At 74.6% G+C, this 15,152-nt stretch carries 14 protein-coding genes; 4 read left to right on the top strand and 10 right to left on the bottom strand.

Going from position 1 to position 15,152, the window contains the following annotated elements; all coding sequences use genetic code 11:
• Nucleotides 1-194: 194 nt before the first annotated feature.
• Nucleotides 195-638, bottom strand: a complete 444-nt coding sequence (locus tag PSD17_RS07835) for a DoxX family protein (RefSeq protein WP_339122267.1) — start codon at nt 636-638, stop codon at nt 195-197.
• An 87-nt stretch (nt 639-725) separates the two neighbouring features.
• Between PSD17_RS07835 and PSD17_RS07830 the strand changes: the two genes are divergently transcribed.
• Nucleotides 726-1,304 (top strand): TetR/AcrR family transcriptional regulator, encoded by a 579-nt coding sequence (locus PSD17_RS07830; RefSeq protein ID WP_013675946.1) that lies wholly within the window; start codon nt 726-728, stop codon nt 1,302-1,304.
• 72 nt (nt 1,305-1,376) lie between these two features.
• Here PSD17_RS07830 and PSD17_RS07825 read toward each other — a convergent pair whose 3' ends face one another.
• Nucleotides 1,377-2,291, bottom strand: coding sequence for a LysR family transcriptional regulator (locus tag PSD17_RS07825; protein ID WP_339122266.1), 915 nt, complete (start codon nt 2,289-2,291; stop codon nt 1,377-1,379).
• A gap of 71 nt (nt 2,292-2,362) precedes the next feature.
• On the opposite strand from PSD17_RS07825, the gene PSD17_RS07820 reads away from it, so the two are divergent.
• A complete protein-coding gene (locus PSD17_RS07820) occupies nt 2,363-3,286 on the top strand; it encodes an EamA family transporter (RefSeq protein WP_013675944.1) in 924 nt (307 codons plus the stop codon).
• Nucleotides 3,287-3,435: 149 nt separating this feature from the next.
• Here the strand turns inward: PSD17_RS07820 and PSD17_RS07815 are convergent, their stop codons facing one another.
• The 6 genes from PSD17_RS07815 to PSD17_RS07790 form a co-directional block, all read right to left on the bottom strand.
• Nucleotides 3,436-3,888: a DUF6918 family protein gene (locus PSD17_RS07815; protein ID WP_013675943.1), complete on the bottom strand. Its 453-nt coding sequence runs from the start codon at nt 3,886-3,888 to the stop codon at nt 3,436-3,438.
• A 136-nt stretch (nt 3,889-4,024) separates the two neighbouring features.
• Nucleotides 4,025-5,020: an ABC transporter permease gene (locus PSD17_RS07810; protein WP_339122265.1), complete on the bottom strand. Its 996-nt coding sequence runs from the start codon at nt 5,018-5,020 to the stop codon at nt 4,025-4,027.
• Nucleotides 5,017-7,968, bottom strand: a complete 2,952-nt coding sequence (locus PSD17_RS07805) for an alpha/beta fold hydrolase (RefSeq protein ID WP_339122264.1) — start codon at nt 7,966-7,968, stop codon at nt 5,017-5,019. The genes PSD17_RS07810 and PSD17_RS07805 overlap by 4 nt, the downstream gene beginning before the upstream one ends.
• Nucleotides 7,969-8,053: 85 nt before the next feature.
• Nucleotides 8,054-8,344, bottom strand: a complete 291-nt coding sequence (locus PSD17_RS07800) for an antibiotic biosynthesis monooxygenase family protein (protein WP_013675940.1) — start codon at nt 8,342-8,344, stop codon at nt 8,054-8,056.
• Between the two features lie 77 nt (nt 8,345-8,421).
• Nucleotides 8,422-8,940: a metallophosphoesterase family protein gene (locus PSD17_RS07795; RefSeq protein ID WP_013675939.1), complete on the bottom strand. Its 519-nt coding sequence runs from the start codon at nt 8,938-8,940 to the stop codon at nt 8,422-8,424.
• 14 nt (nt 8,941-8,954) lie between these two features.
• Nucleotides 8,955-9,329, bottom strand: a complete 375-nt coding sequence (locus PSD17_RS07790; RefSeq protein ID WP_041761686.1) for an FKBP-type peptidyl-prolyl cis-trans isomerase — start codon at nt 9,327-9,329, stop codon at nt 8,955-8,957.
• A 128-nt stretch (nt 9,330-9,457) separates the two neighbouring features.
• On the opposite strand from PSD17_RS07790, the gene PSD17_RS07785 reads away from it, so the two are divergent.
• Nucleotides 9,458-10,936 carry an MFS transporter gene (locus PSD17_RS07785; RefSeq protein WP_339122263.1) on the top strand — a complete coding sequence of 493 codons (1,479 nt, stop codon included), beginning with the start codon at nt 9,458-9,460 and terminating at the stop codon, nt 10,934-10,936.
• A gap of 1 nt (nt 10,937) precedes the next feature.
• Here PSD17_RS07785 and PSD17_RS07780 read toward each other — a convergent pair whose 3' ends face one another.
• Nucleotides 10,938-13,043, bottom strand: a complete 2,106-nt coding sequence (locus tag PSD17_RS07780) for a S9 family peptidase (protein WP_013675936.1) — start codon at nt 13,041-13,043, stop codon at nt 10,938-10,940.
• Nucleotides 13,044-13,207: 164 nt separating this feature from the next.
• On the opposite strand from PSD17_RS07780, the gene PSD17_RS07775 reads away from it, so the two are divergent.
• The gene (locus PSD17_RS07775) at nt 13,208-13,390 is read left to right on the top strand and encodes a hypothetical protein (protein ID WP_013675935.1); all 183 of its coding nucleotides are present in this window, start codon (nt 13,208-13,210) and stop codon (nt 13,388-13,390) included.
• 38 nt (nt 13,391-13,428) lie between these two features.
• Here PSD17_RS07775 and PSD17_RS07770 read toward each other — a convergent pair whose 3' ends face one another.
• Nucleotides 13,429-14,736, bottom strand: coding sequence for an LCP family protein (locus tag PSD17_RS07770; protein WP_339122262.1), 1,308 nt, complete (start codon nt 14,734-14,736; stop codon nt 13,429-13,431).
• Between the last annotated feature and the right edge of the window lie 416 nt (nt 14,737-15,152).

Here is a 15,152-nt window from a genome sequence, read left to right as displayed (position 1 = left end):
AAGGCGGGGGTGACGGGTAGGCCGTGGCAGGCGGGCCCGTGACGGGTCGGCCGGTCGCGGTCGCTCGCCCGCGGTCGTTCGGTCGTCGTCGCGGGTCCCGCGGTGGCAGGTCGGTGCGGTTCAGCGCGTCGCCTGGTCTGGCTGAGGCGGGTCGGGGTCGGTCGGGACAGGTCGGGTCGGCCAGGACGGGCCGGTCAGGACGCCGCGACGGCCGCGCAGCAGCCGACGTAGAGCACCTGCATCGCGGTGCGCGGCACGAGCGGGGTGACGGATCGGCCGCCGAGCGAGCCGCCGGTGCGTGCGGCGTGGACGTTGGCCGGGAACATCGCGACGAGCAGCACGGCCAGGCAGCCGGCCGCGAGGCGGTAGGTCGCCGGGAGGGCCAGCCCGGCGGCCCCGGCGATCTCCAGGACGCCGGTGACCGTCACCAGCAGGCCGGGGCGCCGAAGCCCCGGCGGGACCATCGCGACGAGCTCGTGGCGGCGCGGGGCCAGGAAGTGCGCGCTCGCGGTGAGCAGGAACATCGCGGCGAGCGCTCCGCGTAGCGCCGGCAGCCATCCGTCGAGCGCGGCGACCCCCAGCAGGCCGAGTACGCGCAGTACCGCGAACGCGCCGACGAGCGTGATCAAGGACGCCATCGGGAACCTCCGTCTGAATGTTGACACTGACAAGATGCGCGCCGACGTCCATCTTGTCAATGCCTAGATTCCCGCTAGGCTGCGCAGGTGACCGATCGCCCGTACCACCACGGCAACCTCCGCCGGGCGCTGCTCGACGCATCCGCCCAGCTCGTCGGGGAGCGCGGACCGGCCGCGTTGAGCCTGCGCGAGGTCGCCCGCCGGGCCGGCGTGTCGCACGCGGCACCAGCACACCACTTCACCGACAGGCGCGGTCTGCTCACCGCCCTCGCCGCCGAGGGCTGGGGGCTGCTCGCCGCTCGCCTCGAGGACACGCGCGCGGCCGGCGCCGAGTTCGCGGAGCTCGGCGTGAGCTACGTCCTGTTCGCGACGGAGCACCCCGCCCACTTCGCGGTCATGCGGACACCCGGTCTCCTCGACGACGCGGATCCCGATCTCCTCGCCGCGCGCGACCGGGCGAACGCCCTGCTCTACGCCGGGGCCGGCGTCCCGGAGAGCGACCGTGGACTCGCGGCGTCGGCGGGTGGCCGGGGTCGGGTGCTCGCGGCGTGGTCGCTCGTCCACGGGCTGGCGGTGCTGATGCAGGAAGGGCTCGTCGTGCCGGGCCCGGGGGAGGACGTCGCCGCGGTGGCCCGTGCGGTCACGGCGCAGCTCCGCGACGCCTGACGCCCGGCCGATCCGCGGGCGCGCCGAGGGGGCCGGGTCGCCGCTCGAACGGCAGTGGTTGCGCGCCGGTCGTCAGCCGCGGGCGACGACCGCGGCGGCCTCGGCGCACAGCGCGTCGAGGACGGTGGCCACGGCAGGGCGGGCGGCCGTCGCCGCGCGGGCGACGGCCTCGACGGTCCGCGCCGCACGCACCCCGCGCAGCGGACGCCGGGCGAGCCTGCGGCCGCCGCGGTCGTCGGTCGAGTACCGCGGCAGCAGGGCGATGCCCAGGCCGGCCGCGACGAGCTCCTCGGTGACGGCGAAGTCGTTGATGCGGTGGACGACGCGCGGCTGCACCCCGGTCCTCAGGGCGATGGTGCGCAGCACGTCGTCCACCGGCCAGCCGACGCTCACGCTGATCCAGTCCTCGCCGGTGAGGTCGGCCAGCCGCAGGCCGCGGCGGCGCGCCAGCCGGTGCCCGGGCGGCAGGACGACGTCGAGCGGTTCGCGCATCAGGGGCACGCTCACCCACCGCCGGGCGTCGCGGGTCGGCGGTGGGTTGAGCTCGTCGTGGTGGCTGACGACGACGTCCACACCCGCGGTGAGGGCGGGCACGTCGCCCGGGGGCGGGTCGGCGACGTCGGCCCGGATCCGGATCGGGCCGTCGGCGAAGCGCCGCAGCAGGCCCGGCAGGAGCATCCGCGCCCCGGACGGGAAGAACGTCAGCGAGACCGCCCCCGCAGGCTCGGAGCGCAGCGCGTCGACCGCCGCCTGTGCCCGCGCCATCGCCGCCAGCACCTCCTCCGCGCGCTCGACGAGCACGAGACCCGCCTCGGTGAGCCGCAACCCCCGGCCCGCCGGCTCGGTCACCGGGCTGCCGATCTCCTCGGCGAGTGCCTTGAGCTGCTGCGATATCGCCGACGGCGTGTAGGACAGGGCGGCGGCGACCGCCGTGACGCTGCCGCGGTCGGCGAGCTCGCGGAGGACACGCAGGCGCTGGACGTCCATGAAGCGATTCTGAACGATCTGTTCAGTTCTTTTCGATCGACTTCCCTGATTCGCCGGGTGACGGTGGACGGGTGACTCCCCGCGACCGTCTGCTCGCCGTGCTCGTCGCCGTCATCTGGGGCGTGAACTTCCTGGCCATCCACATCGGACTGGGGCACTTCCCGCCGCTGCTCCTGGCCTGCCTGCGGTTCGCCGTCATCGCGCTGCCGACGGTGCTCTTCGTGCCGCGCCCGGCCGTGCCGCTGCGCTGGTTGCTGGGCTACGGCATCGGGTTCGGGACGCTGCAGTTCGTGTTCTTGTTCGTCGCGATGGACGTCGGGATGCCGACGGGGCTCGCGTCGCTGGTGCTGCAGGCGTCGGGCCCCTTGACGGTCGTGCTCGCCGTGCTGCTGCTGCGGGAGCGGCCGAGCCGGCGACAGGTGATCGGCATCGTGGCCGCCCTCGTGGGCCTGGTGGCGATCGCGGTGGCGCAGGCGCAGTCCGCCGCGCTGCTGCCCGTCGTGCTGACGTTGCTCGGCGCCTTGGGGTGGGCGTTCGGCAACCTCTCGAGCCGCCTCGCGGCGCCGCCCGAGCCGATGCACCTGACGTTGTGGATGTGCGTCGTCCCGCCGGTGCCGCTCCTGGCGCTGTCGCTGCTCGTGGAGGGCCCGGCTGCCGACCTCGCCGCGCTGCGGACGTCGTTCACACCGTCGGGCTGGGCGGGGATCGGCGCGATCGGCTATCTCGCGCTGGTCGCCACCGTCGTCGGCTCCGGGATCTGGACGGTCCTGCTGCGCCGGTACCCGGCGGGCGTCGTGGCGCCCTACTCGATGCTGGTCCCGGTGGTCGGCATCTCGTCGGCGGCGCTCCTGCTGGGGGAGCGGCCCGGGATCGTGGAGCTCGTCGCGGGGGTGGTCGTCGTCGCCGGGGTGCTGCTCGGCTCGGCGCGCCCGCGCCCGTCGGACGGAACGGTCCCGCAGCCCGCACGCGGGCGGACGGCGCTGTCGCGCAACTGAGCCGCGCGACACGGACGCTCGCGCCGCCGGGACGGGGCCGGGGGCGACGCGACGAGGACGACGGGAGGGCAGGGACGACGGGAGGGCGGGAACGACGGAGGGCGGCGACCCCTGCAGGGTCGCCGCCCTCCGGCCGGGCGCGGGTCGGGTCAGGCGCCGGATGCGTACCGGTCGATCAGCTGGCCGAGGCGGGGCAGGGCCTCCTCGACGTTCTTCTTGCCGTTCGGACGCAGCTTCGCGTAGACCTTCTTGGCCGCGTCGCTGCTCGTGACCTGGGCACGCTCGTCGGTGACACCCAGAAGAGCGTCGGCCGCCGCGTCGGAGCGGGCGGTGAGGAAGGCGCCGAAGTCGTTGCCACCGGTCGCCCGGTACTCGCCGTAGAACGGCTCGAGGGCGTCGGCGAACTCGGGGAGCATGCGGTTCATCGCCGACTCGACGATGCCGGGCTTGATCTTCTTCACCGCGGTGTAACCGGTCTTGATGACCGCGCCGGACACGCCGTTCTTGTCGGAAACCTCGGCGTCGACCAGCAGCTGCAGGTCGTTGATCACCGCGGGACGGCGGGCGGGGTTCAGCAGGATCTCTTCAAGCGTCTGGGCCACGGCCTGACGGTCCTTTCGGTCATTCTCGGGGGTATCGGACCGCGCCGTCGGGGCGTCGCGATCTCGACGCGGGGACGCTACTACAAGATCAACTAGCGCCTGAAACTCGGAGGGTGGTCGCCCGGAGGGATGACCCTCAGCTGGTGATGTCCTTGCGCTGGAAGCGCCACACCGCGAGCGCACCGAACACCGCGGCGAAGCAGAGCGAGGAGAACACCCCGCGCGTCATGTCGCCCCAGTCGACCTGGCCGGCGAGCAGGTCGGACCAGGCGTTGACGTAGTGCGTCGGCAGGTAGTCGCGCAGGTTCTCCAGCGCGGTGATCTGGTCGAGGATCTGCGAGACGATCGATGTCATGACGGCGCCGCCGACGGCGCCCAGCGGCGCGTCGGTGCTCACGGAGAGCAGCAGCGCGAGCGCGGCGACCCAGCTCATGCTGAGCGCCAGGTAGAGCGCGCCCAGCAGGACCCGCCCGACCGCGGTCCAGAACTCGAGCGACTCCCCGGTGGGTGCGACGAGGTCGCCGGTGCCGTAGGCCAGCGCGCCGACGACGAGCGACACGACCGGCAACAGCAGCAGTGCGCCGAGCGAGAGCATCCCGGCGACGATCGCCTTCTGCCGCAACAGCCGGGCCCGGGGGATCGGTGCGGCCAGCAGGTAGCGCAGGCTCGACCAACTGGCCTCCGACGCCACCGTGTCGCCGAAGAACAGCGCCACCACGACGACGAGCAGGAAGCTCGCCGACGCGAACAGCGCGAACACGGCGAAGTTCGCGGCGCCGTCCTTCGCGAGGTCGACGAGGTTGACCGACGCGCCGGGCGGGCCGTCGGCGGCCAGGCTGAACGCGATCCACAGGATGATCGGCAGGAGCACGACGAGCGCGAACGCGACCTGCGTGCGGCGGCGCCGCAGCTGGCGGGTCAGCTCGACGCGGATCGGCATCGTCCGGCGGACGTCGTAGGGCTCGGTCGGCACGGGGGCCTCGAACCCGGCGACGCGGCCGCGGTGCGTGGACGCCTCGGCGGTGTCGACTGCGCCGGTCCGCGTCGGACGTCCGGCGGTGTCGACTGCGCCGGCCCGCGTCGGGGGGGTGCCGGGACCGGCCGGGTCGGGGGTGTTCACCGGGTCGCTCACGGGGTCGCGTCCTCTCCGACGAGCTGCAGGAAGGCGTCCTCGAGCCGGCGCCGCGGTCCGGCGGACTGCACGCCCACCCCGGCCGTGACCAGCGCCTGCACCGCCTCGGCCCGCGGGGTGCCGTTCAGCTCGGCGTGCACGAGCGTCCCGTCGACGGCGACCTCGCGCACCCCGGCCAGCCCGCCCAGCACCGCGGCGGCCCGGTCGGGCTCGTCGACGGTGAAGCTGGCCGCCCCGCCGCCCGCGATGATGTCGGCGACGGTGCCGTCGGCCACGACGAGTCCCTTGTGCATGACGACGACGTGCGTGCAGGTCTGCTCGACCTCGGCCAGCAGGTGGCTGGACACGAGGACGGTGCGGCCGTCGGCGGCGTACCGGCGCAGGACCTCGCGCATCGCGTGGATCTGGGGCGGGTCGAGCCCGTTGGTGGGCTCGTCGAGCAGCAGCAGCTCCGGCAGCCCGAGCATCGCCTGGGCGATCGCCAGCCGCTGCCGCATGCCCTGGCTGTAGGCGCCGACGCGGCGGTCGACCGACGAGCCGAGCCCGGCGATGGCGAGGGCCTCCTCGACGTGCGCGTCCGCGGGCGGGCGGCCCGTCGCGGCCCAGTAGAGCCGCAGGTTGTCCGCACCCGACAGGTGCGGCAGGAACCCGGGCCCCTCGACGAAGGCGCCGATCCGGGCCAGCACGGGCGCACCCGGGCCGATCGGCTCGCCGAACGCGCGCATCGTGCCCGCCGACGGCCGGATCAGGCCCATCAGCATGCGCAGGACGGTCGTCTTCCCGGCCCCGTTGGGACCCAGCAGCCCGAGCACCATGCCGGGCTTCACGTCGAACGACACGTCGCGCACTGCGGTGAACCCGCCGCGGTAGGTCTTGGCGAGGCCGCGGATCTCCAGCGGCGGTGCGTCGGGGTCCGGGGCGGGCGCGAGCAGCCGGCGCCGCCGCCACCGCGCGACCAGCCATGCCAGCAGTGCGCCGGCGAGGATCACGCCGATGCCGACGAGGTAGCCGAACGGGACGGTGTTCTCGGTGACGGCGCGGCCGGGGACGGACGGCACGCTGACGGTGGGGTCGGCGCCGAGCCCGATCCGCCACACCGCGGGGTCGTTCGCCGGGGCGTAGGCCTGGTCGGTGGTGCTGACGCCGACCACGAGCCGGTCGCCCGCCTGCAGCGGAGCGACGACGGCGGGCAGGGTGAGCGTCACCGTCGCGGGCGAGCCGTCGGCGGGCACGGGGACCCGCATGGGCGCGACCGACGAGCCGAGCAGCACCCGCCTGCCGTCGGGGGACAGCGTCGAGATCCGCCCGAACAGCACCGCCTCGTTTCCCGCAGGCTGCCCCGGTTCCCGCGACACCGTGACCGTGACGCGCGACGACCCGGCGAGGGTCGTGGGCGCGGCGAGCGGGTCGCTGCGGAACTCGGCCGACTGGCCCGGCAGGTTCGCGGTGAACGCCGAGAGCCTGCCGGCGAGGCTGCCGATCGAGCCGCCGAGCCCGGGCAGCGACGTGATCGCCGCCGGGTTGCCCCCGGCCGGGTTCACGACGTCCTGCGGCGACCCGCGCAGCGGCAGGTGCTGCGCGGCCACCGGCGGGTTGCCCGCCAGCCCGGGGTAGGTGTCGGCGACGATCGTGCGGCCGGTGGGCGTCGTGCTGCCTGCGCGGATGCCGCTCTGCACGGCGTAGGCGAAGCCCGAGGTCGGGGCGGGCCCGCTGCGCATCAGGTAGTGGTCGAACCACTGCGCGATGTCGTCGCGCACGGACTGGCCCGGGGCGCCGCCGTCGTGCCCGCCCGCGTACCAGACGACGCGGACCGTGCCGCCCGCCGCGGCGATCTGGCGGGCGTTGGCGTCGGCCTGGTCCAGACCGAAGAGCGTGTCCTGCTCGCCCTGGACGAGCAGCGTCGGGGCGGTGATGCGGTCGGTGACCGAGGCGGGCGAGGAGCGGTACAGCAGCTGGGCCGTCGCGGGGGAGATGCGGCCGGTCGTCGCGGCCTCGGTGTAGGCGGCGCACACCTGCGCGGTGAACCGCCCGCAGGTCAGCGGCGTCCCGTCCGGAGCGGCGGACGCGACGCCGGGCGCGGCCGTGCCCTGGACCGCGCCCGCGCCACCCTGGCCCGGAGCATCCTCACGCGAGGAGCCCTGGCCCCCTGAGCCCTGACTCCCTGAGCCCTGACCCGACGAGCCCTGGTCGCTCGAGCCCGTGTTCCCCCCGCCCAGCACCGACGCCGCCTGCGAGCCCGCGGCCCCGGCCGGGCTCGCGCCCGCGGAGAAGAAGATCCCGGCCCAGCCGCGTTTGAAGACGCCGTCGTCGCCGAACGTGCGCGCCGCGGGCGTGTCGGCAGGCGGCGGGGTCCCGCCCGCGGCGTCGGGGAAGAGTGCTTGACCCAGGTCGTTGTAGGTGATGACGGGCGCGATGGCGTCGATGCGCTTGTCGTAGCCCGCGAGCAGCAGCGACAGGGCGCCGCCGTAGGACCCGCCGGTGACGCCGACGCGGGGGTCTCCCGGCCCGTCGAGCAGCACCTCGGGACGCTGCGCGAGCCAGTCGACGAGCCGCCGGGCGTCGGCGACCTCGTAGTCGGGTGAGTCGAGCGCGATCTCGCCGCCGCTGGCCCCGAACCCCCGCGCCGACCAGGTAAGGACGACATAGCCACGGGCGGCGAGATCACGGGCGTCGGCGTCGACCGACGCCTTGCTGCCGCCGAACCCGTGCGCCACGAGCACCGCGGGGGCGGGCGTGCGCGCGGGCAGGTACAGGGTCGTGTCCAGACCGACGGGCGCCGCGACGCCGGGACCCCCGCTCACCTCGATGCGTTGTTCGACGGTGCGGACGTCCGAGCTGGCCGCGTTGCCACGGCCGGCGGTGACCAGTGCGACGACCGCACCGACCACCACGACGACCACGACGGCGGCGAGCGCACGCAGGCGTGCGCTCCGGAGGGGTCGGGACACACGACGACGTTATGCGGTCCGGTGTCGGGTACCGGTGAGTGGTCCTCAGCGCTCTCTCAGTGCCGGCCGGTACCGGGGGCGCCGGTCAGCGCACGTCCTGGGCGTGCTCGACCTTCGGGTCGCCCGCGAAGAACGGGCCGATGAGCTCTCGCCAGCGCGGGAACCGCTCGGACTCGCGGAAGCCGACGGTGTGCGCCTCGACGCTCTGCCACTCGACCAGCAGCACGAAACGACTGGGCGACTCGATGCTGCGCGTCATCCGCGCGGACACGAACCCCGGTGTTGCCGCGATCAGCTCCCGAGCCTCGAGGTAGGCAGCGGCGAACTGCTCCTCGGTCCCGGGGCGGATGTCGAAGTCGGCGATCTCGAGCACCATAGCGATCATCCTCGCCCATCGGTGGGGCGCCGGTCACGTCCTGTGACGACCCAATCGCCGAACGTCTGTGGGCCCCGTCACGTCCGGGTCGTCCCCGAGGTGCCCTCGAGGTGGTGCAGCACGACGTCGCCGAGCCGCCCGTCGTCGATCGTCGCGGTCATCCAGGTGTGGGTCGGCTGCCGCCTGCGGTCGGTCGGCGAGCCGGGGTTGAGCAGCCGCATCCCGGCGGGCGTCGTCGAGTCCCACGGGATGTGGCTGTGCCCGAAGACGAGCACGTCGGTGTCGGGGAACAGCCGGTCCATCCGCCGTTCGCGGCCGGCCGCCTGGCCCGTCTCGTGGACGACGGCCAGCCGCACGCCGCCGAGCTCGACGCGGGCGACCTCCGGCAGCCGGGCGCGCAGGGCGGGGCCGTCGTTGTTGCCGTGGACGCCGACGAGCCGCGCGGCGCGCGCCGCGAGCTCGTCGAGCACCTCCACGCCGACCCAGTCGCCCGCGTGGATCACGACGTCGGCCTCCCCGACCGCCGCCAGGACCGCGGCGGGCAGCTCCCGCCCGCGGCCCGGGACGTGGGTGTCGCTGACGATCAGCAGCCGGATCGGGCCGTCGGCGCTCAGTGCACGCCCAGCAGGTCGACGACGAAGATCAGCGTCTCGCCGCCCTTGATGACGCCACCGGCGCCGGCGTCGCCGTAGCCCATGTGCGGCGGGATCTCGAGCCGCCGGCGACCGCCCACCTTCATCCCCTGCACGCCCTGGTCCCAGCCGGCGATGACGCGGCCCTCGCCCAGCGGGAAGTCCAGCGGCATGCGGCGGTCCCAGGAGGCGTCGAACTGCTCGCCGGTGGAGTGGGCGACCCCGACGTAGTGCACGCTGACGAACGAACCCGCCTTGGCCTCGGCACCGTCGCCGACCGTGATGTCGGTGACCCGCAGGTCGGTGGGGGCGTCGCCGTCGATCGGCTCGACCTCGGGCTTCTGCAGCGTCACGAGGAACTCCTTCTCGGTCACGAGGAGCACCGGCCGGACCGGTGCCGTGCGGCCCACCACCCTGCCAGACGGCGCGGGCGCGCAGCCCTGCGGTCGCGTCACGCGTTCGTGCGGCACAGACTGGGGCCGTGTCGCAGCCCGGTCCCGACAGCGACGGGCAGTCCTACGAACCCGACCCGAAGCGCTGGCGCGCACTGACCGTCACGCTCGTCGCCGGCTTCATGGGCCTGCTCGACGTCAGCATCGTGTCGGTCGCGCTGCCGTCGATGCAGCACGGTCTGGGCACGAGCCCGGCGCAGGTGCAGTGGGTCGTGTCCGGCTACGCCCTCGCGTTCGGCCTCGCGCTCGTCCCCGCGGGCAGGCTGGGCGACGCCTACGGCAGGCGTCGCATGTTCCTGATCGCGCTGACGGGGTTCGTGCTGTGCAGCGCGCTGGCCGGGGCCGCGCCGACACCGCTCCTGCTGGTGGTCGCGCGGCTCGCGCAGGGACTCGCGGCAGGCGCGCTGGCACCGCAGAACTCCGGGCTCATCCAGGACCTGTTCCGGGACGGCGAACGCGGTCGCGCGTTCGGCTTCTTCGGCGCGACGGTCGGTATCTCGACGGCCGTCGGGCCGATCGTCGGCGGGATCATCCTGGCGCTGGCGGGCGAGCAGACCGGCTGGCGCTGGATCTTCTACGTCAACGTGCCCATCGGGATCGTGGCGCTCGTCCTCGCCGCCCGGCTCATCCCGCCGACCCCGTCGCGCGGGCGCCGCCAGCACATCGACCACGTCGGCGTGCTGCTGCTCGGCGGAGCGGTGCTGGCGGTGCTGCTGCCGCTCGTGGAGGCCGGGTCGGGCGGGGTGGCCCGGCTGTGGTGGCTGTTCCCGGTCGGGGCCGCCCTGGGCACCGTGTTCGTGATCTGGGAACGGCGCGAGCTGCGCCGCGAGCGGCCGCCGCTGATCGACCTGCGGCTGCTGTCGGACACCCCGGGCTACGCGTCGGGCGCCGGGCTGGGACTCGTCTACTTCGTGGGGTTCAGCGGGATCTGGCTGGTGTTCGCGCTGTTCTTCCAGACCGGGCTGGGCTACACCCCGCTGCAGTCGGGGCTCGCGGTGACACCCTTCGCCGTCGGCTCCGCGTTCTCCGCCGTGCTCGCGGGGCGGGTCGTGGAGCGCTTCGGCAGGCGGCTCACCGTCGCGGGGCTGCTCACGGTCGCGACGGGGCTCGCGATCACGACCATCCTGCTCACGACGGTGCCGGCGCACGTGGCGGGGTTCGTCATCATCCCGTCGATGCTGCTCGGCGGGATCGGGGGCGGGCTCGTCATCTCCCCGAACGTGACGATGACACTGCGCTGTGTCCCGGTCCGGATGGCCGGCTCGGCGGGCGGCGCGCTGCAGACCGGGCAGCGCATCGGCGCCGCGATCGGCACCGCCGCGCTCACGGGCATCTTCTACGCCGTGCTCGGGCAGGACCCGACCCGGCTGCGGGGCGCGGTCGGGGTCGCGCTCGGGACGGCCGTCGTCACGGTGCTGGTCGCGTTGGCGATCGCGGTCGCCGAGCTGCGGGCGGGGCGACGTGCGGTGTCCGAGGGCCTCCCCGAGGCCGCCCACCAGCACCAGTAGCTCACACGGGCGGCGCGGGCACCCCCAGCGCGTCGCGCAGGAACTCCACCTGCAGGAGCAGCAGGTTCTCCGCGACGACCTCCTGCGGCGTCATGTGCGTGACCCCCGACAGCGGCAGCACGCTGTGCGGGCGCCCCGCCGCCAACAGCGCCGACGACAGCCGCAGCGTGTGCGCGGCGACGACGTTGTCGTCGGCCAGGCCGTGGACCAGCAGCAACGGCCGGTGCGGCGTGCGGGCCGCCGCGGCGTCGGCGAACAGCGACGAGCGGGCGTAGGCGTCCGGGTTGCCGTCGGGCGTGCCGAGGTAGCGCTCGGTGTAGTGGGTGTCGTACAGCGCCCAGTCGGTGACGGGCGCGCCCGCGACGGCGGCGTGGAAGACGTCGGGTCGGCGCAGCACGGCCAGCGCGGCGAGGTACCCGCCGAACGACCATCCCCGGATGCCGACGCGGTCGAGGTCGAGGTCCGGGTGGCGCGTCGCGAGGTCCTGCAGGGCCTCGACCTGGTCGTCGAGGACCGGCTGGGCGAGATCGCCGTGCACGGCCCGCTCGAACGCCGGGCCACGGCCCGGGGTGCCGCGCCCGTCGACGACGACGACCGCGAACCCCTGCTCGGCGAACCACTGGCTGGTCAGATGCGCGTTGCGCGCCGCGACGACGCGCTGCGCGTGCGGCCCGCCGTAGGGGTCCATCAGCACCGGCAGCGGAGTTCCCGGCTCCCACCACGACGGCAGCAGCAGGGCCGTCGAGAGGCCGCGGGCGCCCGCCGTCGTGATCTCCAGCCGCGGGTCGAGCCCGGCGGGGTCGGCGAACGACGTGATCGTGCGCGTCGCGCCGGTCGGCAGCGTCGCCGTCGTCGTGGTGCCCTCCGAGTCCAGGCTCGCGCGGCTGACCAGCAGGGTGCCGCCGACGAGACGCCCGGTGTGGACGCCGCGCTCCGGCGTCACGGCCCTGACCCCGTCGGCGCGCGACCACGTCCACAACCGGGTCGCGGTCGGGTCCTCGTCGAACGCGCTGAACAGCATCGTGTCGCCGTCGACGTCGAGGAGGGCCCTGACCTGCAGCGACTTCGGAGTGACCGGCTCGCCGCCGACGCACAGCCGGTTCGCGCCGTCGGCGACGCCCGCCGTGACGAGGGCGTCGCCCAGGTACGTCGGGACTCCGGGGACGATGTCGACCCAGTCCTCGTCGTCGATCGCCGCGACCTCCGACGTCGCGCCGGTCCCGGTGTCGACCCGCAGCACCCGCAGCGCGCGCTGGTCGCGCGACTGCACCGTCAGCAGCAGGTCGTGGCTGGTCCACGACACGTCCACGACGTACTCGTAGGTCGCCGCGTCCCAGGTGACGGGCACCCGGAGGCCGTCGAGCGCGACCAGGTGCAGGGTGACCTCGGCGTTCGCGGTGCCCGCGGCCGGGTAGGCGACGGGGACGGGCTCGCGGTCGGGGTTCGCGGGGTCCGCGATGTGCCAGCGCGTGACGGGCGCGTCGTCGACGCGGGCGGCGAGCAGGCGCTCCCCGTCGGGGGCCCACCAGAAGCCGCGCATGCGGCCCATCTCCTCGGCGGCCACGAAGTCGGCGAGGCCCCACGTCGCGTCCTCGTCGTCGGGGCGGACGAGCAGCGACGTGAGTCGGGGCACGAGATCGTGCACGTACAGCGCCCCGCCGGCGACGAACGCCACTCGCCTGCCCTGCGGGTCGGGCCGCGGGTCGACGACGCCCGGCGGGGTGTCGATCAGCCTGGGCGACAGGCCCGACGCGAACTCGGCGACGTAGAGCCTGCCCGACAGCGCGAACGCCGCCATCGTCACCGGCCGGTCGGTGGCGTAGGCGACGATGCCGCCCGCCTGCTCGCGCAGCCGCTCCCGCCGCGCCCGCTCCTGCGGCGGCAGATCCTCCTCGTTGCCCGCGGCCTCGAGTGCGCGGGGGTCGGCGACCAGCCGCTCCTCGCCGCTGTCCAGGTCGAGGCTCCACAGACAGGTGACGGGGTCGGTGCCGCCGCGGCTGCGAAGGAAGGCCACCCGCCCGCCGTCGGGGGACACCACGGCGCCGCGCGGGGCGCCGAGCGTGAACCGCCGGGTGCGGGCCTGCCTGCGGGGGAAGCTGTCGGTCACGGTGGGTCAGTCTGCCGCCCGCTCGCCGACGGCACCGTGCCGCCACCCCCACGCCGCCGACCGTTGAGCGGCGTCCCCCGGGTGGGTGCGTGTCGTGACGGCCGTCACAGCGTTGGCGGGTGTGCAGTGGGTAGCAGGTTCCCGATCGAGGGGAGTGGTCATCGATGATCAACCTGTACCTGTCCGGGCGGTCCCTCGCCGCGGCCCGGTCGGTGGACCCGGAGGTGTCGCCCGCGGCGGTGCACGCCGCCGTGGAGGTGGCGATCGTCGAGCAGCTCCGCGAGGTCGCCGGCTGGTCGGCGGAGGAGATCCGTCGGTGGGCGGACCGCATCGCCTGCGGCGACTGACCCGCGCCGACCGCCCCGGGAGCGACCGGGCCGGCCCCTCAGCTCACGCAGGGCACCGTCGCGCCGGTGATCGGCCGGACGGTCGTGGTGGGTGCGCCCGTGGTGGGTGGCGTGGCGGGTGGCCTGGTGGTGGCCCCGGTGGTCGGGGCCCGGGTCGTCATGGCCGGGCCGGTCGGGGTGGTCGTCCGTGCTGTCGACGGCGTGGCGGTCGACGGGGCGGTCGAGGGGGCGGTCGACGGGGTGGCGCCGGCGGACGTGCCGGTCGTCGGCGGCACGGGCAGGCCGTCGAGGGTGGAGCGGACGAACGAGCGGACCGTCGCGGGATCGATCTGCACGGCGACGCCGTCGCCCGGGGTGTAGAGGTCGGAGCGCACCGTCGGGATCGTGTGGAACTCGACGTTCGACGCCGACACCCGACGCACCTGGTCGACGAGCTGGTCGAGGTCCCAGCCCTGGTCGAGCACGACGTAGCGGCCGACGATGCCCAGCAGCCGCTGCACGGTCGCAGGGTCGGCCAGCCGCCCGCCGCCGAGCAGGGTGTGGGCCAGGCCGGCCATGTAGGTCTGCTGACGGGTGATCCGGTCGAGGTCGCCCGCGGCCAGCCCGTGACGCTGGCGGACGAACGCCAGTGCCTCCGCGCCGTCGAGGGTCTGCGGGCCGGCGGGCAGCACGGCGCCGGAGTAGCGCGCGTCGTCGACGGGTTCGGTGAGACAGACCGGGACGCCGCCGATGGCGTCGGTGAGCTCGACGAAGCCGGCCAGGTTGATCTCGGCGTAGTGGTCGACGACGATGCCGGTGAGCTGCGAGACCGTCGCGACGAGCTCCTTGCGACCGGCCTCCTGGGCCTGGCGCTGCAGGGCGGCGCCGGTGACCCCCTGGGCCTCCAGAGTCCGCTTGGCGTCGGTGACCGCCCGGCCGTACGCCGAGTTGATCTTGTGGGTGCCGTAGTCGCCGGCGAGCTTCACGTAGGAGTCGCGCGGGAACGACACCGCGACGACGGGCTTCGCCGGGTCTGCCGGGATGCGCAGCAGCATGATCGTGTCCGTGTTGAGCTGGCCGTCGTCCGGGCCCGCGTGCATCCGGTCGAGGACGTCCTGCGGCAGCGGGCGGCCCTGCGCGTCGGTCCGGCTGTCGACGCCGACGAGCAGGGCCGTGATCGTCCGGGAGGGGCTCCCGCTCGCCGTGGTGCCGTCCGAGAGCACGTCGCTGGTGACGATCGAGCCCGCGAGCGCGCGGAACGTCGACCAGCCGTACCCCGCCGCCGTCAGTACGACGACGGAGACCACCGTGACCAGCACCTTGCCGGCCAGTCCCCACCGTCGCCGCGCGCCGCCTGCCCGCCGCACCCGAATCCTGCCCCTCGCCACGTGTCCGAGACCCCGACGTGTCCCGACGCGGCGACGCTGAACGGGGGCGTCGCGCGGTCGATGTGGACACTCTATGGATGCGGCGCCCGGGTCCGCATGTTCGAACGGGCGAGTGGACGTGACGTACGGCACCGTCGATCACGCAGGGTCAACGGTCGATCTCTGCGCGCGAGCATCCGGTGCGGCTGTGCCACCGCGCGCTCTCGGCGGCCGGGGGCTACTCGGCGGCGTGCGCCACACAGTGGACAGGAAGCCCACGCGGAACCGGCGGAACCCGGAACCCGGAACCCGGCCGTCTCGGGACCGCCCCCGTCGGCGTGCGGCCGCCGCGCCACGCCGACCACGGCGTCTTGATCGCCAGCAGTAGCAGGTACGCCGTGGCGACCCGGCGCAGG

This window comes from Pseudonocardia sp. D17 (assembly GCF_036984265.1).
GTDB classification, from domain to species: Bacteria; Actinomycetota; Actinomycetes; order Mycobacteriales; family Pseudonocardiaceae; genus Pseudonocardia; species Pseudonocardia benzenivorans.
This window is presented reverse-complemented; position numbering and strand designations above follow the sequence as displayed.

Bases quoted from the DNA above. Each gene is read 5' to 3' on its own strand.
- PSD17_RS07825 (WP_339122266.1), bottom strand. From the start codon at position 2,291: ATGGACGTCCAGCGCCTGCGTGTCCTCCGCGAGCTCGCCGACCGCGGC.
- PSD17_RS07775 (WP_013675935.1), top strand. From the start codon at position 13,208: ATGATCAACCTGTACCTGTCCGGGCGGTCCCTCGCCGCGGCCCGGTCG.
- PSD17_RS07835 (WP_339122267.1), bottom strand. From the start codon at position 638: ATGGCGTCCTTGATCACGCTCGTCGGCGCGTTCGCGGTACTGCGCGTA.
- PSD17_RS07800 (WP_013675940.1), bottom strand. From the start codon at position 8,344: ATGGTGCTCGAGATCGCCGACTTCGACATCCGCCCCGGGACCGAGGAG.